The organism is Nocardia sp. NPDC051463 (genome assembly GCF_040681975.1).
GTDB lineage: Bacteria > Actinomycetota > Actinomycetes > Mycobacteriales > Mycobacteriaceae > Nocardia.
Genome location: NZ_JBFBAB010000006.1, coordinates 165008 through 186193, shown reverse-complemented (window position 1 = coordinate 186193; position 21186 = coordinate 165008). Strand labels below are relative to the sequence as shown.

At 66.5% G+C, this 21186-nt stretch carries 23 protein-coding genes; 12 read left to right on the top strand and 11 right to left on the bottom strand.

Features of this window, described 5'->3' with window-relative positions:
* The first annotated feature begins 41 nt into the window (after nucleotides 1-41).
* Both AB0M74_RS11850 and AB0M74_RS11845 read left to right on the top strand, forming a co-directional pair.
* Complete coding sequence (locus AB0M74_RS11850; RefSeq protein WP_364905151.1) at nucleotides 42-1190, top strand: PPE domain-containing protein; 1149 nt, start codon at nucleotides 42-44, stop codon at nucleotides 1188-1190.
* On the top strand, nucleotides 1187-2017 hold the full coding sequence (locus tag AB0M74_RS11845; protein ID WP_364905148.1) for an ESX secretion-associated protein EspG: 831 nt from the start codon (nucleotides 1187-1189) through the stop codon (nucleotides 2015-2017). The genes AB0M74_RS11850 and AB0M74_RS11845 overlap by 4 nt, the downstream gene beginning before the upstream one ends.
* A gap of 5 nt (nucleotides 2018-2022) precedes the next feature.
* On the opposite strand, the gene AB0M74_RS11840 is transcribed toward AB0M74_RS11845, so the two are convergent.
* The 3 genes from AB0M74_RS11840 to AB0M74_RS11830 form a co-directional block, all read right to left on the bottom strand.
* The gene (locus tag AB0M74_RS11840) at nucleotides 2023-2688 is read right to left on the bottom strand and encodes a histidine phosphatase family protein (protein ID WP_364905146.1); all 666 of its coding nucleotides are present in this window, start codon (nucleotides 2686-2688) and stop codon (nucleotides 2023-2025) included.
* Nucleotides 2685-3599, bottom strand: coding sequence for a prephenate dehydratase (gene pheA, locus AB0M74_RS11835; protein ID WP_364905144.1), 915 nt, complete (start codon nucleotides 3597-3599; stop codon nucleotides 2685-2687). The genes AB0M74_RS11840 and pheA overlap by 4 nt, the downstream gene beginning before the upstream one ends.
* Nucleotides 3600-3794: 195 nt before the next feature.
* Nucleotides 3795-4223: a hypothetical protein gene (locus AB0M74_RS11830; RefSeq protein WP_364905142.1), complete on the bottom strand. Its 429-nt coding sequence runs from the start codon at nucleotides 4221-4223 to the stop codon at nucleotides 3795-3797.
* Nucleotides 4224-4369: 146 nt separating this feature from the next.
* On the opposite strand from AB0M74_RS11830, the gene AB0M74_RS11825 reads away from it, so the two are divergent.
* From AB0M74_RS11825 to AB0M74_RS11805, 5 genes are all read left to right on the top strand, one after another.
* Nucleotides 4370-5131 carry a DUF2470 domain-containing protein gene (locus AB0M74_RS11825; protein ID WP_364905139.1) on the top strand — a complete coding sequence of 254 codons (762 nt, stop codon included), beginning with the start codon at nucleotides 4370-4372 and terminating at the stop codon, nucleotides 5129-5131.
* Nucleotides 5132-5177: 46 nt separating this feature from the next.
* Nucleotides 5178-5972: a CPBP family intramembrane glutamic endopeptidase gene (locus tag AB0M74_RS11820; protein WP_364905138.1), complete on the top strand. Its 795-nt coding sequence runs from the start codon at nucleotides 5178-5180 to the stop codon at nucleotides 5970-5972.
* A 547-nt stretch (nucleotides 5973-6519) separates the two neighbouring features.
* Nucleotides 6520-7722, top strand: coding sequence for an LCP family protein (locus AB0M74_RS11815; protein ID WP_364905135.1), 1203 nt, complete (start codon nucleotides 6520-6522; stop codon nucleotides 7720-7722).
* A gap of 9 nt (nucleotides 7723-7731) precedes the next feature.
* The gene (locus AB0M74_RS11810) at nucleotides 7732-8280 is read left to right on the top strand and encodes a ferritin (protein ID WP_364905133.1); all 549 of its coding nucleotides are present in this window, start codon (nucleotides 7732-7734) and stop codon (nucleotides 8278-8280) included.
* Between the two features lie 71 nt (nucleotides 8281-8351).
* On the top strand, nucleotides 8352-8900 hold the full coding sequence (locus AB0M74_RS11805; RefSeq protein ID WP_364905130.1) for a ferritin: 549 nt from the start codon (nucleotides 8352-8354) through the stop codon (nucleotides 8898-8900).
* Nucleotides 8901-9202: 302 nt separating this feature from the next.
* On the opposite strand, the gene AB0M74_RS11800 is transcribed toward AB0M74_RS11805, so the two are convergent.
* From AB0M74_RS11800 to AB0M74_RS11785, 4 genes are all read right to left on the bottom strand, one after another.
* A complete protein-coding gene (locus tag AB0M74_RS11800; protein ID WP_364905127.1) occupies nucleotides 9203-10123 on the bottom strand; it encodes a DUF5926 family protein in 921 nt (306 codons plus the stop codon).
* A gap of 550 nt (nucleotides 10124-10673) precedes the next feature.
* Nucleotides 10674-11432, bottom strand: coding sequence for a glycerophosphodiester phosphodiesterase (locus AB0M74_RS11795; RefSeq protein ID WP_364905125.1), 759 nt, complete (start codon nucleotides 11430-11432; stop codon nucleotides 10674-10676).
* A complete protein-coding gene (locus tag AB0M74_RS11790; protein WP_364905122.1) occupies nucleotides 11429-12532 on the bottom strand; it encodes a DUF4328 domain-containing protein in 1104 nt (367 codons plus the stop codon). The genes AB0M74_RS11795 and AB0M74_RS11790 overlap by 4 nt, the downstream gene beginning before the upstream one ends.
* Nucleotides 12533-12625: 93 nt before the next feature.
* Entirely contained in the window at nucleotides 12626-13000 is a 375-nt protein-coding gene (locus tag AB0M74_RS11785) for a rhodanese-like domain-containing protein (protein ID WP_364905120.1), read from the bottom strand.
* Nucleotides 13001-13527: 527 nt separating this feature from the next.
* Between AB0M74_RS11785 and AB0M74_RS11780 the strand changes: the two genes are divergently transcribed.
* A complete protein-coding gene (locus tag AB0M74_RS11780; RefSeq protein ID WP_364905117.1) occupies nucleotides 13528-14139 on the top strand; it encodes a hypothetical protein in 612 nt (203 codons plus the stop codon).
* 66 nt (nucleotides 14140-14205) lie between these two features.
* On the opposite strand, the gene msrA is transcribed toward AB0M74_RS11780, so the two are convergent.
* Nucleotides 14206-14886 carry a peptide-methionine (S)-S-oxide reductase MsrA gene (gene msrA, locus AB0M74_RS11775; protein ID WP_364905114.1) on the bottom strand — a complete coding sequence of 227 codons (681 nt, stop codon included), beginning with the start codon at nucleotides 14884-14886 and terminating at the stop codon, nucleotides 14206-14208.
* Between the two features lie 302 nt (nucleotides 14887-15188).
* Here msrA and AB0M74_RS11770 point away from each other — a divergent pair, with 302 nt between their 5' ends.
* From AB0M74_RS11770 to AB0M74_RS11760, 3 genes are all read left to right on the top strand, one after another.
* On the top strand, nucleotides 15189-15812 hold the full coding sequence (locus tag AB0M74_RS11770; protein WP_364905112.1) for a superoxide dismutase: 624 nt from the start codon (nucleotides 15189-15191) through the stop codon (nucleotides 15810-15812).
* 338 nt (nucleotides 15813-16150) lie between these two features.
* Nucleotides 16151-16678 (top strand): peptidase, encoded by a 528-nt coding sequence (locus AB0M74_RS11765; protein WP_364905108.1) that lies wholly within the window; start codon nucleotides 16151-16153, stop codon nucleotides 16676-16678.
* A 295-nt stretch (nucleotides 16679-16973) separates the two neighbouring features.
* Nucleotides 16974-17729, top strand: a complete 756-nt coding sequence (locus AB0M74_RS11760) for a TMEM165/GDT1 family protein (protein WP_364905105.1) — start codon at nucleotides 16974-16976, stop codon at nucleotides 17727-17729.
* On the opposite strand, the gene AB0M74_RS11755 is transcribed toward AB0M74_RS11760, so the two are convergent.
* The gene (locus AB0M74_RS11755) at nucleotides 17617-18309 is read right to left on the bottom strand and encodes a TetR/AcrR family transcriptional regulator (protein WP_364905102.1); all 693 of its coding nucleotides are present in this window, start codon (nucleotides 18307-18309) and stop codon (nucleotides 17617-17619) included. The two genes, AB0M74_RS11760 and AB0M74_RS11755, sit on opposite strands and share 113 nt — an antisense overlap.
* A gap of 43 nt (nucleotides 18310-18352) precedes the next feature.
* Nucleotides 18353-19231 carry an SDR family NAD(P)-dependent oxidoreductase gene (locus AB0M74_RS11750; RefSeq protein ID WP_364905099.1) on the bottom strand — a complete coding sequence of 293 codons (879 nt, stop codon included), beginning with the start codon at nucleotides 19229-19231 and terminating at the stop codon, nucleotides 18353-18355.
* A gap of 219 nt (nucleotides 19232-19450) precedes the next feature.
* Between AB0M74_RS11750 and AB0M74_RS11745 the strand changes: the two genes are divergently transcribed.
* Nucleotides 19451-20218: an SDR family NAD(P)-dependent oxidoreductase gene (locus tag AB0M74_RS11745; RefSeq protein WP_364905097.1), complete on the top strand. Its 768-nt coding sequence runs from the start codon at nucleotides 19451-19453 to the stop codon at nucleotides 20216-20218.
* Nucleotides 20219-20298: 80 nt separating this feature from the next.
* On the opposite strand, the gene AB0M74_RS11740 is transcribed toward AB0M74_RS11745, so the two are convergent.
* Entirely contained in the window at nucleotides 20299-21117 is an 819-nt protein-coding gene (locus tag AB0M74_RS11740) for a class I SAM-dependent methyltransferase (RefSeq protein WP_364905094.1), read from the bottom strand.
* Nucleotides 21118-21186 lie beyond the last annotated feature (69 nt).

Below are 21186 nucleotides of genomic sequence, written 5' to 3'. Positions count from 1 at the left end.
CCGCGGACAGCTCTGATTACGAAAAAAGGGGAGAAACAAGCATGACCGCAGGTATGACCGGGGTGTTCTGGCTGCCCCGCATGGCAGAAGCAAACTCCATCGCGCTCAACGCGGGCACACACGGCGCCCCGATCTCGGCAGCGGCTGTCGCCTGGGGCGGATTGACCGGTGCCTGGATCGACGCCACCACGACCGTCGTCCGGGTGATGGCCGAGTTGGGCATCGGCATGCAGGGTGTCAACGGCGTCGCCGCGCTCGGCAGGCTCGCCGGCTTCACCGGATGGGCCGAGCAGCAGAGCGTCATGGCGGCCACCTTGGGCGCGAAGGCCGTCGCGAACGCGACCGCGTACACCGTTGCGTCGCTGGCGATGCCGAGCCTCCCGGAGATCGCATTCGTCGACGGCGCCCGGGTCGCGGCTGCCTCCACCGGCGGCGTCCTGAACGGCAGCTCCGAGGCCGCGGAGGCCGCCAAGGCCGCTCTGGATCTGCGCGCCGCACTGACCATGGAGACCTACGAGGCGGCCACCACCGCGACCGTGGCGACCCCCGGCGAGTTCGTGCCACCGCCCGCGATCGCCAACGGCGCCGGAACCGCGGACCCTGGCTCGGCCGAGGCCACGTTCCAGGGTGATCCGGTGTCGTCCGGGATCGCCGCGGTAGCCGGGTTGGTGAACAATCCGGCCATCGCGAGCGCCGCGACACAGGCGGCGAACGTCATCGGCTCGGTAGCGACCTCGGGTGTCAGCACGGTCGGCACCCTCGGCGCCAACGCGATCTCGGCCGTCACCAGCGCGGCGCCGTCCATGGGCGGGATGGCCGCCGCGCCGATGTCGATGATGGGCGTCGGTACGGCGGTCTCCGCCGCTGCGGCGACCCGCTCGGCGGCATCCGCCCCGGGCGCCAACCCCCATGGATCGCTCGCGCTCCCCGAAGGCTGGGGTGCGGGCGCCGCAGTCGGCGGCCCTGCCACGGCCGCGGTAGCCGAGTCCGTCAACGTGCGTGTGGATGCCCCCCCGGTTCGCCCGGCGGCGCCCTCGAGCAGCCCGTTGCTCGGCAACCGGGTGCACGACGGTGAAGACGACGAGGCCGAGCACAAGTCAACCGACTACCTGCGCGCCGATAACTTCAACGACGGTCGCTACATGGCCGACGGCGTCATCGGTGCGGACACCGCCGGGACGGCTAAGTGACGGTGCTGGGTGCGGGCCACGGCCCGTCGATGCTCGCGGCGGTTGTGTTGTCGCTCGACGAGATGCAATTTCTCCTGGAGAAGCTGGAGATCGACGAGCTGCCCATCGTGCTCCAGGCGATGGGACGCTACGACAACGTGACCGATCACGATGCGGCGATGGCCGTGGCTGCTCAGTCGCTCAGCGATCGGGAACTGCTGATCGATGACTCGGTTCATCAAGAGCTCGAAGACCGGCTGCGGGCGCTGTACCGACCCCATTGGGTGGTCGCGATACGGCTGTTCGTGGAAGGCAATGCGAGTCGCATGTGCCTGGCGAAGGGCGACGACTTCGTTGCCGTCGCCCTTCGCGGGCCACACTCCTATGTCATCGACCAGGTCGAGGACGATCTGGCCGGACCGGTGATCACCGCGCTCGGGCCTGCCGAGCCGCTCGAGTTGACCGGCATGCGTGCCGAGACCGAGCAGCTCGTCCCGATCTTCGACGACGCCGGCGACGCGAAGGCGACCGCTGCCCGGCTCGCCAGGGTAGGACATCCCGCTACCGACGCACAGGCGATCGCCTCGGCGATGGTGGAGATCCACTCGCACGCCGAGATCGTCGGGGTCATCTACGGTGACGGCCACAAGGACTATGCCGAGAACCACATCGCTGTCTTCAACACCCGGGGCGGCCGATTCATCGCCACCGCAAGCGTTTCCGACGACGGCACGAAGTGGACGTCGCTGAGCAGCGGAACCACGGGGCGGTTGCGGACCGCACTGCAAGATTTGATCACTACGCTGCCGGAACGCGAGGACTTCCCGAGCAACCCGGCATTGACCTGACCCGGTCAACCCATCGGGTCGTCGGCGGTCGGTGCGACCTCGTAGCCGAACGGCGGCGTGAAACGGCCCCAGCGGACGCACTCCCAGCCGCCAACGGCACGGGGCACCAATTCGATGGTCTCGGTGTTATCGAGATGGTTGTTGGTGGTGAACGGCGGCGCTACCCCGCTGAGGGTTCGCGAGACCAATCGCATGGCGGCGCCGTGATTGACAAGCAGCACATCGCCGTCGACGGCGTCGGAGGCCAGGTAGGTCGTCCGTAGCGTCTCGATCACCGGCAGAAAGCGGGCGAGCACGTCGTACCCGGACTCGCCGCCGGACACTCGCTGTGTCAGATCGCCCTCGTGCCAGGCCCGGTACACCCGCTGGAAGGTCTCGTGCGCCTGCCGGGTTGCCAGGCCCTCCAGGTCGCCGACCTGCACCTCGTGTACGCCTTCGAGCACTTCGGCGGGCACGCCGGTCGCCGCCTCGATGTAACCCGCGGTCTGTCTGGCGCGCAGCGCCGTCGAGCAGAACACCGCACGCGGCTCCGCGAGCAGACTCGCTCCGAACATCTTCGCCTGCGCCGCACCACGTTCGGTGAGCGGCAGACCAGGAACCTTGGTGTCGAGGATCTTGGCGACATTGCCTTCGGTCTCACCGTGCCGGACCAGAATCAGCTTTCCGCTCATAGATCCGCCACCCCCTTTCGTAGCTGGGTCAGCCATTCCGCGGCCGCCTCATCCGATGGCGGCGGGGTCCCCGTCGCCGACGTCGCCGCCCATGAGCCGAGGAACCTGATCCGCGCGGTGCGGTGCAGCGCCTTGAGCGCCTCCGCCACCGCCGCGTCATCGACGTGCCCGACGCAGTCGAGATAGAAGCGATAGGTGCCGAAACCCGTCCGGGTGGGCCGGGATTCGATTCTGGTCAGATCGATACCGCGAGTGGCGAATTCGGCGAACGCGCGCATCAGTGAACCCGGCTCGTTGGGCAGTTCCAGCACGATCGACGTGCGATCCGCGCCGGTGGCGTGCGGCGCGGATCGAGGCTTGGTGACCAGGACGAACCGAGTGATCGCCTGGTCGTGGTCGGCCACACCCGAAGCCACCGCCGTCAGCCCGAGGCGCTCGCCCGCCAGAACGGTGGAGACCGCAGCGTCGGCACGACCGGCAGCCACATCCTCGGCGGCGGCAGCGTTCGATGCCGAGGTGTACGACTGCGCGTTCGGCAGGTTGCGCGCGACCCACATGCGCACCTGCGCCGCGGCAACCGGATAGGCGGCCAGTGTCCGCACATCGGCGAGCTCGGTGCCCGACCTGGCGAGAATTGTGAAGGTCACTTCCAATTCGGTCTCGGCGACGATCTGCAGTCGCGGGCCGATCGCGAGCGAATCCAAGGTCGCCGAGATGGATCCTTCGACGGAGCTCTCGATCGGCACGACCGCACCGTCGACGTCACCGGACCGAATGAGCTCCAGCGCAGCGCCTTGGCTCGGCGCGGGGACCCGCTCGACCGGCCCGTCGAAGGCCTCCGAGGATTCGAGCTTGGCAAGGGCCATCTCGGTGAAAGTTCCGGACGGACCGAAGTACGCGATTCGCGGCACGATTACGACAGTACTTGCGGTTGCCGGTGTGCTGGAAAAATTCGGCGCACTGGGAAGCTGTGTTCACCCGACACTCCCCTGCCGTGCCGCGTCCGTCGCCGGTGCAAGGTCGCTACCGCCGCGCAGGCGCGGATCTGCTGTCCGGCTGCTCGCCGCACTGTCCGCGAGTTATCCGCGTGCTCGCGAAATCGCTTGTCACCTGGGCGAATCGGCGACAGCGAGCGGTGCGAGCGAACGGGTGACCTCGTCAGGAGTGTCGGTTTCGACGGCAAGCAGGACGCTGCGAACAGCCTCGATCGCCGGCGGTTTCAGTGCGGTCAGGAAGGCAATGTTCGGGGAGCTGAGGGCGGTGCGAATGTCCTCGCCACACAGCGCAGCGGCGGTTGCCGCAACGATTGCCAGGGCCCGATCGCCATGGGCGGTGCGGGCGATGAAACCGGTGTCCATGTGCGCGACCTCCGCAAGAAAATCGGCGATCTCCGCATCCGCGACATCCACATCGACGATGCGCGCCGTCGTATCCCCCGGGCCGAACCCGGTGGCACACACCAGACCTGTGACCAGGCTGCGACGTGCGGGCGCCGTCAATGAAACCAACACCGGTTCTCCCGATCCATCCGCCATCTCTTCACCGTAGCCATGGCCGGGCGGACGGAAATCTCAGGATCAGGCCGCGGCGAGCGCTTGCGCAACAACGGCTCGTGACTTAGCTTAGGTTTACCTAAGCTAGCGCCAGCGAAGCGAGGCAACACCGAGTACTGGAGGTCTGCATGCCGAACCCGACCATCGCACCATCCACCCCCGAGCGGGTTCGCAACGCGTGCGCGCATGCGGAGCAGGCGGTCCTCGCGATGCCGGGCATCGATCCGACCTCGGTTTCGGTACATCACCTGCGGGAATGCGGTGATGTGGTGATCGCGGTGCCGACCGCGTCCATGGCTACCGTGCTGGCCGCCAATTCCGGCGAAGCCGGCGCGCCCGCGGTACTCGAGCTCACCGATCACTCGCCGCTGACATTGCGGGAGCCGGTGCGGGCACTGGTCTGGCTGCGCGGGTGGGTGCGCACCGTGCCGAATCAGGCCCAACGCGCGCTGGCCTCCGAGGTGGCCAAGGACCATCCGCATCCCGGACTGCTGGATGTCGGATACACCGCGACCCTGCTGCGGGTGGTGATCAACTCCGCGGTGCTGGCCGACTCGACCGGCGCCGAATCCGTCTGCGTCGACGAACTCCGCCACGCCCAGCCCGACCCATTCTGCGCGCTCGAGTCCGCGTGGCTGCAGCACATGGACGCCGACCACGCCGATGTCGTCGCCCAACTCGCCCGCCACCTGCCGCCCCGCCTACAGCGCGGCTCGGTGCACCCGCTCGCGATCGACCGATACGGCCTGACCCTGCGCATCGAAGGCGCCGATGGTGACCACGACTTCCGCTTGCCCTTCAGCACCCCCGCCGAAGACATCGAATCCCTGAGCCGCGCCGTCCGCACGCTCGCCGGCTGCCCCTTCCTGAACGGGTTGCGGCGCATCTGAAGTCCACCGGTGCCGCGCACCGCGGGTTGGCAATAGATTCGTGCGCATGTGCGCTGCTGAATCGGTTCCCACCTGGGACAGGCCCGAGCCGGCGGATCGGGAGCGATTCGCCGTCCGGCTCGAGATCGCGGTCGTTCTGGTCGTCACCTTCGGGCTGAGCGGGCTCAATGCCGCGCTGTCGCTGATCGAGAGCGCGCTCTCACCCGGCGGAGTCGGCGGTCGGACCGTCGCGCTGAATCCGTCGCGTGCGACCCAGTCGACGATTGATCTGCTGTTTCAGCTACTCGGGGTGTTGCGGCTGGCCGGATGGGCGGCGTTGGGCCTATACCTGTTGTGGCGCAGTGGGATCGGACCGCGGGCGATCGGACTCGCGCGATTGCGGTGGCGTTCGGACCTACTGCCCGGGCTCGCACTCGCGGCCATCATCGGGCTACCCGGACTCGGCCTGTATCTGACCGCGCACGCACTCGGCGTCAGCGTCACCATCGTGCCGAGCTCGCTCGGCGACCACTGGTGGCGACTGTCGGCCCTAATCCTTTCCGCCTGCGCGAACGCGGCGGCCGAGGAGATCCTGGTGGTCGCATATCTGATCACCAGGCTGCGCGCACTCGGCTGGTCGGAGAACTCGTCGCTGCTGGCCTCGGCGCTGCTGCGCGGCAGCTACCACCTGTATCAAGGAGTGGGCGGCGGCATCGGGAACCTGGTGATGGGTGTGATCTTCGGCCGGTACTGGCAGCGCACCGATCGCCTGTGGCCGCTGATTGTGGCGCACGCCACGATCGACGCGGTGGCCTACATCGGCTACACGATCTTGCGCGGGCACGTTTCCTGGTTGCCGTAACCAACTTCGGTCTATTCGCGAATTCACTAGGAGCGCCGAATAATCCGGCGCTCACGATCGACGCTGAGCACCGGCGACCACGAAGCGCTCGAACACGCATTCACGCACGAGCGCTCGAACGGACCGATTGCGCCGACCCTGTACCCACCCGATATCCGGCCGACGCGAAACCACCCCGCGCGGCCCCCGATCAGTAGAGTGCCTAGTGATGAATGGCGACGACCCCCAGCACAACGCCCGGACGCGCCGGGTCCCGCCACCGCCTGGTAGACCCGGTGAACCGCCGACTCCACGTTCGCAGCGGGCCGAGCCGTACCCTCTTGGACCGCACCGGGCCGAGCCACACCCTCCTGGTCCACGTCGGGCCGAGCCACACCCTCCCGGTCCACGTCGGGCCGAGCCACACCCTCCCGGTCCACACCGAGCCGAGCCACACCCTCCCGGACCACACCGAGCCGAGCCACACGCCCCCGGACCGCACCGAGCCGAGCCACACGCCCCCGGACCGCATCGGCCGGGGCAGGCCCCCGTCGAGCCCACCCGAAAGATGCACCGCGACGGATCGCCGAACTACGCCTCGCCCCTGGCTTACTCCCAGGTCCCGCCGGACCAGGGAGCCCGGCGCACACCGCCCATGGAGAAACCGCGACCGGCACCGACGCACCAGCCGACACAGCAACCGGTCCCCTATCACGAGCCCGCGCCACAACAGTCCCAGCGGGCCCGCCAATACCGGACGCCACCCCCGCCCCCACCTGCCGCACCGCCATCTCGCCGGGATCGCGCGCCTCGACCTCCGCGGCGTCGTCGCAAGTTGCATCTGTTCCGCTGGTCTCTCGTCCTGCTCGTGGTGCTCGTGGTCGCCGCGGTCGGCGCGATAATCAAGCTGGACAACTCGCTCAACCGGATCGACGCACTGGCGAACTATGCCGACCGCGTCGGCGACACGCCTGGCACCAACTGGCTGCTCGTCGGTTCCGACGGGCGCGCGGGCCTGTCGCCCGAACAGGAGCGGCAGCTGGCCACCGGCGGCGAGGTCGGACCGGAACGCACCGACACAATCATGTTGGTCCACGTTCCGAAGTCGGGGCCGACCACCTTGGTCAGCCTGCCGCGCGATTCCTATGTCGGCATCCCCGGTTACGGCAAAGACAAGCTCAATGCCGCCTTCGCGTTCGGCGGCCCGCAACTGCTGGTGCAGACCGTCGAGATCGCGACCGGTCTGCGGATCGACCACTATGCGCAGATCGGCTTCGGCGGCTTCGCGGGTATCGTCGACACCCTGGGCGGCATCGATGTCTGTGTGCCGCAACCCATCGACGACCCGCTCGCAGGCATCGACCTGGCCGCAGGCTGCCAGCGGCTCACCGGTCCGGAGGCCCTCGGCTTCGTGCGCAGCCGCGCGACCGCGCTCGCCGATCTCGACCGGATGAACAATCAGCGGCTGTTCATGGCGGCGCTGTTGAAAAAGGCGACCAGCACCGCCACCCTGGCCAACCCGTTCACGTTGTGGCCACTCGCCGGGGACACCGCCAAATCCTTGAAGGTCGACAACGACGATCACATCTGGAACCTGGGGCAGCTCGGGTGGGCGCTGCGCGGCGACACGGTGGCGACCACCGTCCCGGTCGGCGGCTTCAGCGACACCGACAGCGGAAACGTGCTGCTGTGGGACAAGACCAAGGCGGGCAAGTTTTTCGATGCGCTGGCCAAGGACCAACCCGTACCGGAGGACCTGCTGACGAGGTAGCGTCGAGCCATGCCCGACACCGACGTCGCCCAGCCGTTCCCCGACCTGCTGCGCGCACAGATCCGTCATGGCTTCACCGCCGCCCAGCAATACCTTGCCGCCGCGGTGTACCTCGATTCGAATCGCCTGCCGCAGTTGGCCAAATACTGCTACGGCAAGTCCGGCGAGAACCGTGCACACGCGCTGCGCATGGTGCAATATCTGCTCGATCGGGACTTGGATGTCCGGGTCGAGGGTTTGAACGAGGTGCAGTCCACCTTCGAGTCCCCCCGTGCCGCGATCGCTCATCTGCTGGACTCGGAGCGAACCATCGCAGCGCAGATCACCGCGCTCGCCGATGCGGCCCGCACCTCCGGTGACTACCTCGGTGAACGGTTCATCCAGTGGTTTCTCAAGGAGCAGGTGGAGGACGTCGCGGGAATGACCACGTTGTTGACGGTCGTCGACCGTGCCGCAGGTGATCTGTTCGACGTCGAGGATTTCATCTCGCGCGAACTGCGGACCGCTCCGCGCGCCGATGTCACCGCGCCGAAAATGGCCGGGGCCGCAAAGAATTAATTAGGCAATACTAGCCTCAATAAGGTTGCACTTGGATGACACGCGCGTTGACCAGCGCTAATGTCGCTCCCATGTCCAGCCATCCGGAGTCCCCGCGCAGCAAATTCCACGGCCTGCTTCATGACCAGATCCGGCATGAATTCAACGCCGAGCATCAATACATCGCTATCGCGGTGTGGTTCGACAATGCAGATCTGCCGCAGCTGGCCAAGCGCTTCTATGCGCAGGCAGTCGAAGAGCGCAACCACGCGATGATGATCGTGCAGTACTTCCTCGATCGGGATATCAGCATCGAACTGTCGGGTATCGACAGTGCTAAATCCCAATTCGAGAATGTCCGCGAACCCATTGCGTTGGCACTCGCTCAGGAAAAGGCCGTCACCGACCAGATCATCCAATTGGCGAGCACTGCCCGCGAAGAGGGCGATTACCTCGGTGAACAGTTCATGCAATGGTTCCTCAAGGAACAGGTCGAGGAGGTCGCCAACATGACGACACTGCTCACCATTGCCGATCGTGCCGGGGCGAACCTGTTCGACCTCGAAGATTTCATCGCGCGGGAAATGAGCGGCCCGAGCGATACGTCCGGCGCTCCTTCCGCTGCGGGCGGCACCGTCTAGTCGAAAGTATTCTCCATGCAATCAGGCCCAGCTCGTCACGACGAGCTGGGCCTGTCGCTGGTAAATCGAGGGCGGTGTCGACAACCCCGCCGTCAACGTTTCTGCAAGATGCTTTACTTGGCACTCAGGGTGCTGAGCAGCGTCTTGAGCAGTGCGAGGATCGCTTCCATGATGTTCCTATCTTCCTCATCAGATCGGTGAGGTTGTCCTCACCACCACCATCTTTCGGTGATGAAGAGAACCTAACCGAGAGCTGATTAGAAAGGAGGGTATTTCACAAAATTCTCTGAGATTTTTTCGGTTTACCGCAAGGTGATCTGACGCGACCGCAGACCATCCCGGGAGCGACGCTCGTCGGCCGAAAGCGGCGCATCCTTCGCCAGCGCCTCCGACAACCGCGCGCCGAACTCGATAGCGGGCTTGGTCCATTCGGTGGCGTGCAGCTCGGGATCGAGATCGAACACCGGCACCAGCAGACCGTGGGTACGGAACGACCCAGCGAAACGCGAACTCTCGCCCAGGTGCAGCCCGCCCGCAGCGTGCAGCCTGGCCAGCGCGAGCATCAGCGCATCCTCGTCTTCCGGCCGAACCCAGCGCACATGCGCCTTCTCACCCGCATCGACCCACCACGCGGCACCGATCGAATCGCCGCCCAGATCCAGCCGCGCCGACGGCATGATCGCCTGCTTGGCCTGCTCGATGGTCGCGGCAACCTGCGGATCGGGCTGCACGCCTTCGGGCACCCACCAGTCGAAATCCTGATGCACTGTGAGCTCTAGATCGGCACCGGGATCGATCACATCGGCCAGCCGCGGCCCGCCCGCCACACTCTGCGCAGCAGAAAGCGATTCGCCCGGCTCCGCCGACTGCGTCCACAAAATCGCGGCCGCGAGATCGGCAGCCGGATCCGCACCTTGGAACTGGACCTGCGTGCCGACGTAGCCGGTCGGCTGATCCCCCGCACGCACCAACGCGGCGACCGCACCGGGCAGCACCGTGGCCAGCACCACCGACCGCTCCGCCGCGACATCGGGCGACAGCTTCAGCGTCGCGGTCGCCGACGGCACGAACTCACGTAGCGCGACAAGATCGCACTCCGCGGCCAGCCCCTCGAACGGGCGCGCGACACCCTGTCCCGACTGCTCCAGCACCGCCCGCCGCTCGGCGAGACGCTGCGCCCGGTTGCCCCCGGGCTTCGGACTATTGCGCTTGCTCTTACCCACGCGCAAAAACCTACTGCAGCGCCGTCGGCACAGCGGTTCGCGGGCCCCTGACGCGCCGAGGCATCGCCGACCTCGCGGCGCACCCCGTGTCACCAACCGACGCACGCCGGCGACCATTCGACACGATGACACCTGCCGAGCACAGCGAGGACCAGCACTGAGTTCGCGGCCCGGCCCCACCTCCAACGGCCCAACCGCGTCCACCTAGTCGCAACCTCAGTCACCAACAACCCCACTCGGCACGATGACATCTTCCGAACGCAGCGATACCGGCGCCAATATTCGCGGCCCGTCTCGCTCCCGAACGACCGGAGCGCACAAAGTCGCAAACTCAACTACCAACCCACCCGCCCGGCACGACGACACCTCCCAGGCGAAGCGAGAACCACTAGAGTTCGGGGCCTTTCACACCTCCCGAACAACCCCACCGCATCTACCAAAGTCGCAACCTCAAAGACCAACACGGCCACTCGGCACGATGACACCTCCCGAGCACAGCGAGACCGAGCATTAGAGTTCGCGGCGCCGCAGGCGCTGCCAAAAACCCCAGCTATAGAAGGGCTTTGGTGCGGCCGGGATGGTTGGTGGCGACCCAGCTGACGCCGAGGTCGGCGCAGAGGCGGACGTCGTCGGGGTCGTCGACGGTCCAGCAGTAGGTGGCGCGGCCCGCGGCGGCGGCCTTGTCGACCAGGTCGGGGTGTTCGCGCAGGGTTTTCACCGACGGGCCGACCGCGGTGGCGCCGACGGTGGTCGCGGCGCCACCGCCCAGGTAGCGCGATGATTCGCCGAGCAAGACGGTCGGCAGCAGTGGCGCGGAGCGGCGGATCCGCCATACCGCGGTGGCCGCGAAGGACATGACCACCGCACGAGAGTGGTCGGCCGAAGCCGGTGTCGCGATTCCGAAACGCTGGAGTTCGGCGAGCAGTTTGTTCTCCACCAGTGCGCCGTAGCGGACGGGATGCTTGGTTTCGATGAACAGCTTGGTGGGCCGGCTGCGCCAGTCGAGCACCAACTCGATCAGTTCGCTGAGTGTGAGCACGGCCGATGGTGCGCCGTCGGCACCGAAGTCGAGCTCCTTGAGTTCGTCGAGGGTCATCTCGCTCACCGGCCCAGTTCCCGAGGAGGTTCGATCGACGGTGCGATCGTGCACGCAGACCAGGTGCCCGTCCCTGGTCAGCCGGACGTCACATTCCACACCGTCGGCGCCTTCTTGCAGCGCGAGCTCGTAGGCGGCGAGTGTGTGCTCGGGTCGCGCCGCCGAGGCTCCCCGGTGTGCGACCACGAACGGTGCGCGACTGCCCTGGCTCACTTGGCCATAACCTCCTCGTGCTCACGGTGCACAGCGCTGCTGGCGTTGTCCTGATCCTTGCTGCTGACGGTATCCGCAGCACCACGCTGCGCTGAATTCGCGGAGCCGAGCTGTGCTGCTTCGGCCGTGCCGCCCGGCTGCACCGGCTCGATGACCGGCACCTGCGGATCGACCGCGATCACCCAGCGGCGCGCGATCCTGGTGTGGCCGAACAGATCCCGGCCCTCGATCACCCGCATCAGCCACAGGGTCAGCAACGCGACCCCGACGGCGCTGGCATCGGTGAACGCGGTGAACATCACCCCATCCGCCTTGACCTGCAAAGAATCCGCGGTCCGCCACAGCAGCGCGGTGACCACGACAAGGCCGCCGAACACCCAGCCGCACCACCAGATCCGGATTGCCCGCAACAGTCGAGGATCAGCAGGCCGGTCCTGCGCGGACACCGTCGCGGCCTCGGTCAGAAATACGCCGGGCCACAACAGGTTCACCACCGGAATCAGGCAGCCGAGGGCGAGCGTGCGCACCGATCGAGGGTCCCGTCGCCCGGACCGCGCGTAGGCGCTCCGTCGCGTCTCGATCAGCCAGCCGAGCAACGCCAATGCGGTAGCCAGCGCCAGCATCAGTCCGAGCACAGCGGAAATCAACAGCACGTAGTCGGAAATGGTGAGCAGTATCGGATTCACCAGCCGGGTGCGGTTGCGCAGCAGAATCCCGTATCGCCCGAGTTCGGCGAGGCACGCAACGGCGTACACCGCCGCTGTGGCGAGCAGCAGTGAAACAACCCGGTCCGAGAAGGGGGCCAGCCGACGCTTCGGGGCGGCGGCGGGCTCGGCTTTCGGGTCCGACAGTCCCCACCGAGGCATCTCGGCGTAGTGCGGTGTTTCGGCCGACCGACCGGCTCGTCCCGAGGTCGAAGCCCGGCGTACGCGTTGGTCGGGCCTGCGCGCGACCCAGCGGTAGTTGCGGCGCTCGGCGGGGGCGTCGATCGGAGCAGGTGACAGCAACACGCCTCGGCAGCGTGGGCACCAGTGCATCGGGGTCGTCTGCACGGCCCAGCGCGCGCCACAGCGCGCGCAAGGTTGCACCACCGTACTCACAGTGCCTCCTTTGCGGCATTCGCGGGCCCGCCGTGGTTACCCAGGCTGCCGCCTCCGGGCCTGACGCTCATGCCGAGCACCTCGCTCTTTCCGTCAGTAGATCTTCGCCTGGTGGTCGCCGACAGCGACCAGCGGACGGCCCGACTGCTGCCATGCCACCATGCCACCCATGACGTGCACCGCGTCGAAACCGACGTGGGTGAGGTACTTGACCACCTCGATCGACCGACCGCCCTGCCTGCAGATGACATAGAGATCGGCGTCGTAGTCCAGCTCATCTACCCGAGCGGGCACGTCGACCATGGGAATGTGAATCGCGCCCGGCGCGTGCCCGAGCTGCCATTCGTCATCCTCGCGCACGTCGAGCAGAATCGCCCGGGCGGCGTCGGCCGCGGTGTCGTCAGCGGGATTGTCGAATTCGCCGGGCACGGCTTGCACCGGCACCGACGGGACCTCAGGGCTCGTCACTCTTCGATCCTGCCATGGTCGCCGCACTGCCGGGGAGTTGTGGGCGCACGCTGCACCGGAGACTCCCCCGCCATGACAGGGAATGGCCTCGACAGCGGCCGGATATCTCGGGTATGTTCTGTCCTTCTGGATCCTGTCGGACCCCCCGCTACGGGGTCGCTTGTGCAAATCTCCATCGGAGTTATCCACATATTCCACAACTTGATCCACAGGCCTCGGCTATCGAGCAGCACACCACCCGCAACGGGGGTAAGTCCACTGGATTCGAGAAGGCAACGCCACCGAATTCTGACGAGTCACCCGCTCGCAGCATCCCTGCGGCGAACCGAGCGATACGAACGACCGATCCGAGACTCCCCTCCTGGCCATCCCGGAGCGGTCATTCGCCGCAGCTTCGGGACCAGCGGCCAGCAGGACCCGATATCTCCTTGGACGGCGCCGCGGTCGATTCGGTTCCATAAAAACGAGAACACTAGCGAAAAACTGAAATACCGGGTTCCAACAGGTGCTGTCGGTAGCCTGGAGCTATGAACGTGAGCAGGGGGCTACTCGACGGATTGGATACGGCTGGGCTCAACACCGCTCTGTCCGAGGCCACATGCCTAGGACTGGAGGTTGACGAGGCGGGTCGTCGACTGAGTCTGGACCTGGAAGTGTTGACACTTCCACAGGACGGACCTGCGCCAGAGGGAAACCGAGTACGGCTGACATTCAGCGGCGTCGGCCGTGTCGCCGCCTCGATGCGCATCCAGCGCTGGGACGATCTGGCCGCGACGGTGCTGCCCTTGCAGCTCGATGGGCTGGACGAGGCAATCCGCAGTTTCGGTGGTGGACGGCTGCACGGCTGGGAATTCATCGATGTCGACGACAGCGGCTGGGCGCTGTGGAGCGAACTGCTCAGCTTCGACACCAAGATCGGTGACGACGTTTCGGCGCACGTGCTGGAGTTTTCACAGGAGGAAGGCATCGATCCACGCGAGCTGGATGTACGCGTGTGGTTCGACAACATGGCCATCCACGACCAGAACGGCCGGGAAATCCCGCTGGCCGAGTTCATCGAGGGCGGGGTGCGCTGGTGGAAGGCCCACGACGCGGGCGATCCGCAGACCATGCGCCCCGGCATCGTGCCACAGCTCTGACCAACTACACACGCGCACCGCACATCCGGTCCACCGGATGTGCGGTTTCCTTTGTGGCCCCGCCGCTCAGGCGCCCGAGCCCACCGGGCAGCTCACTCCGGTGGCGTGCACCGGGCAGTAGCCGCCGGGATTCTTGGCCAGGTACTGCTGGTGGTAGCCCTCGGCGTAATAGAACCCGGACAGGTCGGAAAGTTCGGCGATCTCCGTGGTGATCTGGCCATAACCGGCTGCCGCGAGCCGCACGCCGTACGCCCTCGCGGTGGCGTACGCGATCTCTGCCTGCTCCGGACTCAGCGTGAAAACCGCCGAGCGGTACTGGGTTCCGCGATCGTTGCCCTGCCGCATGCCCTGCGTCGGATCGTGGTTCTCCCAGAAATGCCGCAGGACACCGGCGTAGTCGATCGCCTCGGGATCGAAGACGACGAGCACGGACTCGGTATGACCGGTGCGCCCGCTGCACACTTCCTCGTAGGTCGGGTTCGGCGTATAACCGCCGACATAGCCGACTGCGGTCGAGTAGACGCCCTCGATCTGCCAGAACTCCTTCTCGGCACCCCAGAAACAGCCCATCGCCACCACCGCGACCTGCATATTCTCCGGGAACGGCGGATGGATCGGATGCCCGTTGACCTCATGCGTCTCGGGAACCACCAGCGGCTCGGCGCGCCCTGGCAGCGCTCGTTCCGGTGACACCATGACCGGCTCCGGAAGGCGCACCCGCCCGACTAATTCGTCATACCAGGACATGGTTTCAATGCTAAGCGCCTTGGCCAGTGCGCGTCCGCTGCCGATCGTAGGGGCCCGGATAGTCGCGTCGCGGGATGAACGGTCGAGTACTCGGCAGAGTTCTGCGTGACCCGGGCGAGTTACGCCTTGTGCTCAGGAAATCAGTCGGTAGGTTCGCACGGCGAGGGACAACCGAAGCGCCGATCGTATCGAGGGAAGGAATGCGGGGGTACACGGCCCGGTTGGAACCGAGCGGGTGTACGAATGATGGCTGAGTGTGCTCGAAGACGAGGGCACACAGCCCGACATTAGGAAGGGACATCGTGGCTGAGTACACGTTGCCAGATCTGGATTACGACTACAGCGCCCTGGAGCCCCACATCTCCGGGCAGATCAACGAGATCCACCATTCGAAGCACCACGCCGCCTACGTCGCGGGCGTCAACTCCGCGCTGGAGAAGCTCGAGGCAGCCCGCGAGGCCGGCGATCACGCCGCCATCTTCCTGAACGAGAAGAACCTGGCCTTCCACCTCGGCGGCCACGTCAACCACTCCATCTGGTGGAAGAACCTGTCCCCCAACGGTGGCGACAAGCCGGTCGGCGAACTGGCCGCCGCGATCGACGACCAGTTCGGCTCCTTCGACAAGTTCCGCGCGCAGTTCACCGCCGCGGCCAACGGTCTGCAGGGCTCCGGCTGGGCGGTGCTCGGTTACGACACGCTCGGCCAGAAGCTGCTGACCTTCCAGCTGTACGACCAGCAGGCCAACGTGCCGCTCGGCATCATCCCGCTGCTGCAGGTCGACATGTGGGAGCACGCCTTCTACCTGCAGTACAAGAACGTCAAGGCGGACTACGTCACCGCGTTCTGGAACGTCGTGAACTGGGAAGACGTGCAGGAGCGCTTCGCGCGTGCCGTCGGCCAAGCCAAGGGCCTCATCTTCGGATAAGTTTTTGGCAGCGCCTGCGGCGCTGCGGGTTCGCGGCCCCCTTGGTCTGGGCCCGAACTCTAGTGCTCGGTCTCGCTTCGCTCGGAAGACATCATCGTGCCGAGTGGGGGCGTCGGTAGCTGAGCTCGCGGCGACGCGCGCGACCTGAAAATGAGTGTGACCTGCGGGGAGCACGAACATCACCAGCCCGTAGTCGGCACCGCCGACTACGGGCTGGCCTGTTTTGCCTGGTTAGCACTCTTTGGTACTTGTGTGCCAGGTGATTCGTAAGCCATTCTCGAGAGTCCAGGGTACGAGGACGGGCAACGCCGCCCCCGGGTTCTATGACGGGAGGCACCATGCACACGAATGGACCGATCGGCATCACGCCGTTCCAGGCTCGCGGATCACTGCGCGGGTTCGTCATCTCCGGCCGCTGGCCGGATACCACCAAGGAATGGGCGCAGGTGCTGGTGCTCGCCGTACGGGTGGCCACCATGCCGGGGCTGCTGACCACCTCGACCGTGTTCGGCGTCCGCGAGGATCTGCCCGACGACCCGCAACCCGGCACGGTGGGAATGGTGCTGGCCGAGGGGCCGGTGCTCGGCGCGGAGGCGCTGGCCCCCGGACGATTTGCCGATCATGTGCCGACAGCCCTCCTGATGCTGCATCCGCCGTCGGAAACTCGTCCTTCGCTGCCGGAATGCGCGGGCGCGGCATCGGGCTGCGTGCTGCTGCCAGGTGTCCCACACCTGGGGCTCGAGCATCGAGCGGCCTGGGCGGAGACCGAGTCGGACGGCACCATCACCTCGCTGGTCAGTCGGGTGGGACTGGACCCGATCAGTGATCCCGACACTGCGGTTCTTGCCATGCTGCTCGCCGCATGAGGGTACCCGAAAAATGCTACGTGGATCACCAAACTTATTGTGCGCATTGCGATTTCGACAACAGCAAGTTGGCAGCCCGGTAGCAACCGGGGTACAGTCGCAAGCAACGAAGGGGAGTAGCCCCCAATCATGCAGTCGACATACTGACCTGCCGCCACATACTGGCGCGGGTCCGGCGGTGTGAACCGGTATCGATCCGGTGGGCGAGACCTTCGGCCTAGACATCTATTTCGTTGTCGGCCGGAGACGTACCCCGATCTCCAGGCAGGCAGGCCGGAGACCCGGGAGTGCACACATGATCGCCACGATATTGCTGAGCGTCGGTATCGTCTTCTTAGCCGAACTCGGCGACAAATCCCAGCTGATGGCGCTGACTTTCGCGCTGCGCTACCGCTGGTGGGTCGTGCTCGGCGCGATCGCCACCGCTACCACGGCGGTGCACCTGATCTCGGTCGGCGTCGGATTCTTCCTCGGGGCCGCACTGCCGACCCGAGCGATCTCCCTGGTCGCCGCGATCACCTTCCTCGTCGTCGGCCTGTGGACGCTGCGTGAGCACCTCGGCGCCGCAGCCGACGACACCGACACCGCGCCGCCACGCTCGACGACCGCGCCGTATTTCGTGGTGCTCTCGGCCTTCCTGCTTGCCGAACTCGGCGACCGGACCATGTTCGCGACCGCCGCGCTCGCCACTGACAACAGTTGGTTCGGCGTCTGGATCGGATCGACCATCGGCATGGTCGCGGCCGACGCACTCGCTATCGGAGCCGGGATCCTGGTAGGCAAGCATCTCCCGGAACACGTGATCGGGATCTGCTCCGGATTGCTGTTCCTCTACTTCGGTACCGCGACCCTGCTTGCTGCGGCGATGCCCGGCATGGGCGTGGTGCTCGGTGCCGCGATCGCCGCCCTCGCACCCGCCTGCGCCGGTGCTGTGCTGTTCATGCGCGCACGGCGCCGTGGTGCACCATCGCCGTCCCGAACAGATCACCACTGCGACGGACCAGATCCAGTAGCGGCCCGCGCAACCCACGAAGTCCATCCAGATCGTTGACCGCAATTCGAGCCGTGACCATCGCACTGATCGCCGCGGCGAGGGTCTGACAGGCGAAGCGCTGCTCCTCGGTGCGCGCACCGAGAACATCGGCGATCAGTCCGACGAACGACTCCTGCAGCAGAGCCCGGCGCGCCACCGCTGTGGAACCCACCGCATAGACCTCGACGAGGAACAACCTGGCATAGGCGGGCTCGTCGGCGAGGCCGTCGAGGTAGGCGCCGAGAATGCGGCCCATCCGTTCGAGGTCCGGCGACACCGGTCGGTCCTGGTCCGCCTCGGCCGAATCAACGAGTGGCGCCGCCGATTCCGCGATACGGGACAGCGATTGGTCGACCGCTCGCTCGTAGGCCGCCTCGAAACAGTCCTCCTTGGAACGGAACTGCTCATAGAAGGTCTCACGCGAGACTCCGGCTCGTTTGAGCACTGCCGCGACCGACGTTCCGACATAACCGTTTTCGGCCATCGCCTCGGCCATCGCGTCCAGAATCCGATCGCGCTGTGAGGCAATCACCTGCTCCCTCGGCAGGCCGTGGCGGCCCCGGGGAAGTTGACGGACGGTGCTGGCCGGTTCGGTCATTCGGTGGCTCCGGATGTTCGGTCTGGTTCGGTACTCGGTCACACTAGGACTGTCGCTCCATTCTGCGGGGCCGTGACGGCTGGTCGGTGGTGCAAGGCGCCTGTTCGGTGCGTGCGATCTCGAGCGCCTGCGCGACCCCGCGGCGCAGTGCGATATCGACAGTGCGCTGGGCGATCAGCCGGAACGGCAGTGCCAAGGCCACCCACCACGGCGAAACAACCTTGCGCTTGCGACGGGCGATGGCCCGTTCGACTGCGTCGATCGCCGGGCCGAGCGGCGCAACGCCCGACACGGTGGACCGGCCGAGGATGGCCCGCGCGGCAGCGGTGCCGAAGCCGCGGGTGGTCATATCGGTGTCGAGCTCGGCGAAGTAGGCGATGCCCACTTTGGCGCCGGTGTGTCTGATCTCGTTGCGCAGGGTGTTGCCGAGCGCCTCGGCTGCGGCCTTCGATGCGCTGTACGCCCCGGCCAGCGGCAGATTCACCGCGGCCGCAAGCGACGAGACGATCAGTGCGTAACCAGCCGGATGGCAAATGTGCGGGCCTGCGGCGCGCAGCGTGTAGTAGACGCCGAGCACGTTGACGGCGAGGGTCTCCTCCATCACCGCGGGATCGCCGCCGAGCAGCGCCAGCTGCCGCGCCACCCCGGCATTGGCGACCACGACATCGAGCCCGCCCAACTCGCTGACCAGCGTTGCCACCACCCGCTCCACCTGTGCTGCGTCAGCGACGTCGCAGTAGCGCCACGGCGCGTCACCGCATTCGTGCGCCACCTCGGCCAGCAGCTGCGCCTCCAGCCCCAGCAGCGCGACTTTGGCCCCGCTCGCGTGCAACTGCCGAGCCAGCGCCGCCCCGATTCCGCGTGCCGCACCGGTAATGAGGATTCGCCGATCCGCGACAGACACGGAGGAGAACACGTTCATAGTGCGACGGTACCACCGATGAACATAATTGTTCGCAAATAATCTTACGCACCACAAACGGTAAGAGAGTGCCGTGACCAGGCTCTCACCACGGTCGACTCGGCGACTCCCTCGCGTGCGCTCGGCCCGGCGCGGGCTCCGGAAGGACCACGCCCGACTCCACCTATTAGGGTGCAATTGACGAAAGGCCAACTGGCTGTCACGAACGAGAGGACCATCGTGGAGATTTCGGGTTCCGCCGCCATTGTCACCGGAGGCGCATCCGGCCTCGGCGCCGCCACTGCCAAGCGTTTCGCCGAGCTGGGCGCCACCGTCTTCGGCTTCGACGTGCCGCAGTCGATCGAGCGCGCGGGCGACAACGTGCCAGAGGGTGTCACCCTGATTCCGGCCGATGTCACCAGTAACGACGAGGTCAGCGCCGCGGTCGCCAAGGTCGTCGAGTCCGGTGTGCCGCTGCGCATCGCCGTGAACTGCGCCGGCGTCGGCTGGGCCGGCCGCATCCTTTCCAAGAACGGCCCGCACGACCTGGAGCTGTTCCGCACGGTCATCACGGTGAACCTGCTCGGTACGTTCAACGTCATGCGCCTGGCCGCCGACGCCATCGCCAAGACCGACGCGGTCGACGAGTACGGCCAGCGCGGCGTCATCATCAACACCGCCTCAGTCGCCGCCTTCGAAGGCCAGATCGGCCAGATCGCGTACTCCGCCTCCAAGGGTGGCGTGCACGGCATGACTGTGCCCGCCGCGCGCGACCTGGCCCAGTTCGGTATCCGCGTGAACACCATCGCCCCCGGCATCATCGACACCCCGATGCTGGCCGGTGTCACCGAGGAGTACCGCAAGGGTCTCGAGGCGGGCGTCCCGTTCCCGTCCCGCCTCGGCCGCCCCGACGAGTACGCGCAGCTCACGCAGTACATCGTCGAGCACGACTACCTCAACGGCGAGACCATCCGCATGGACGGCGCGCTGCGTATGGCCCCGCGGTAGCCACCTGCCGCACCAGCGCAGGCACCCCGTCACTCCGGCTCGGCCGCGGGTGGCGGGGTGTTCGCGTCAGCCGGGCGATATCAGGGCTGCGGCTTGTGGCCGATGCCTAGGAAGGCCGTGGTGGACAGCGGCTGATTCGGGCGGTAGTTGTCCGCGAGGTACGCACGCATGAGCGCGGCCCGCTCGGCCCAGACTTCTTCACCGAGGTCGCGGCGCATCAGGACCATCGGTGCGCTGCTGCGGACCATCGTTTCCCACATCTCCTCGGCGCTGCCGAAGGTCAGCGAGGTGGTGTGACGCTGAATGCTCACGCCCGCGAATCCGGCCGTGCGCATTTCGGTGGCGAAGACATCCGGATTCTCCAAGCTCAGGAAGTTCGGCTGCGGCTCCTGGATGCTCGGATCGGCGGCGGCGAAGGCGCCGAACATCATTCGCATGAGCGGCGACTCCACGACCGGCGCCCAGCTCGACACCACCGCGGTGCCGCCAGGACTCAGCACCCGGAACAGTTCCGCGAAACCCTTGACGCGGTCCGGGAAGAACATCAACCCGAACATCGAGAAACCGGCGGCGAATCGGTCCGCACCGAACGGCAGCGCCTGCCCATCCCCCACCCGAGCCTCGATATTGGTCAGGCCCGCGGCGTCCGCGGCCGCAACGAGCCTGCGGATCATCGGTTCGGAGAAATCGATGGCCTGCACCTGCGCCACCCGTTCGGCCGCGAGCAGACTCAGCATGCCCGTTCCCGCCGCGATATCGACCACCTGCGAATCCACCGACAATCCCGCCAATTCGAGCGCGCGAGCGGAGAAGGGCTCCATGATCGCGGGCGCGAATTCGGCGTATCCGTCGGCGACGAGATCCCAAGGTTGCGCGGCCGCGAGCGGGTTTCCTGGCATTCGGACGATCCTTTCGACTCGCCCAAGGCTAGTCGCGCCACCCTCGAGGCCCTACCCACCCATGCGAAT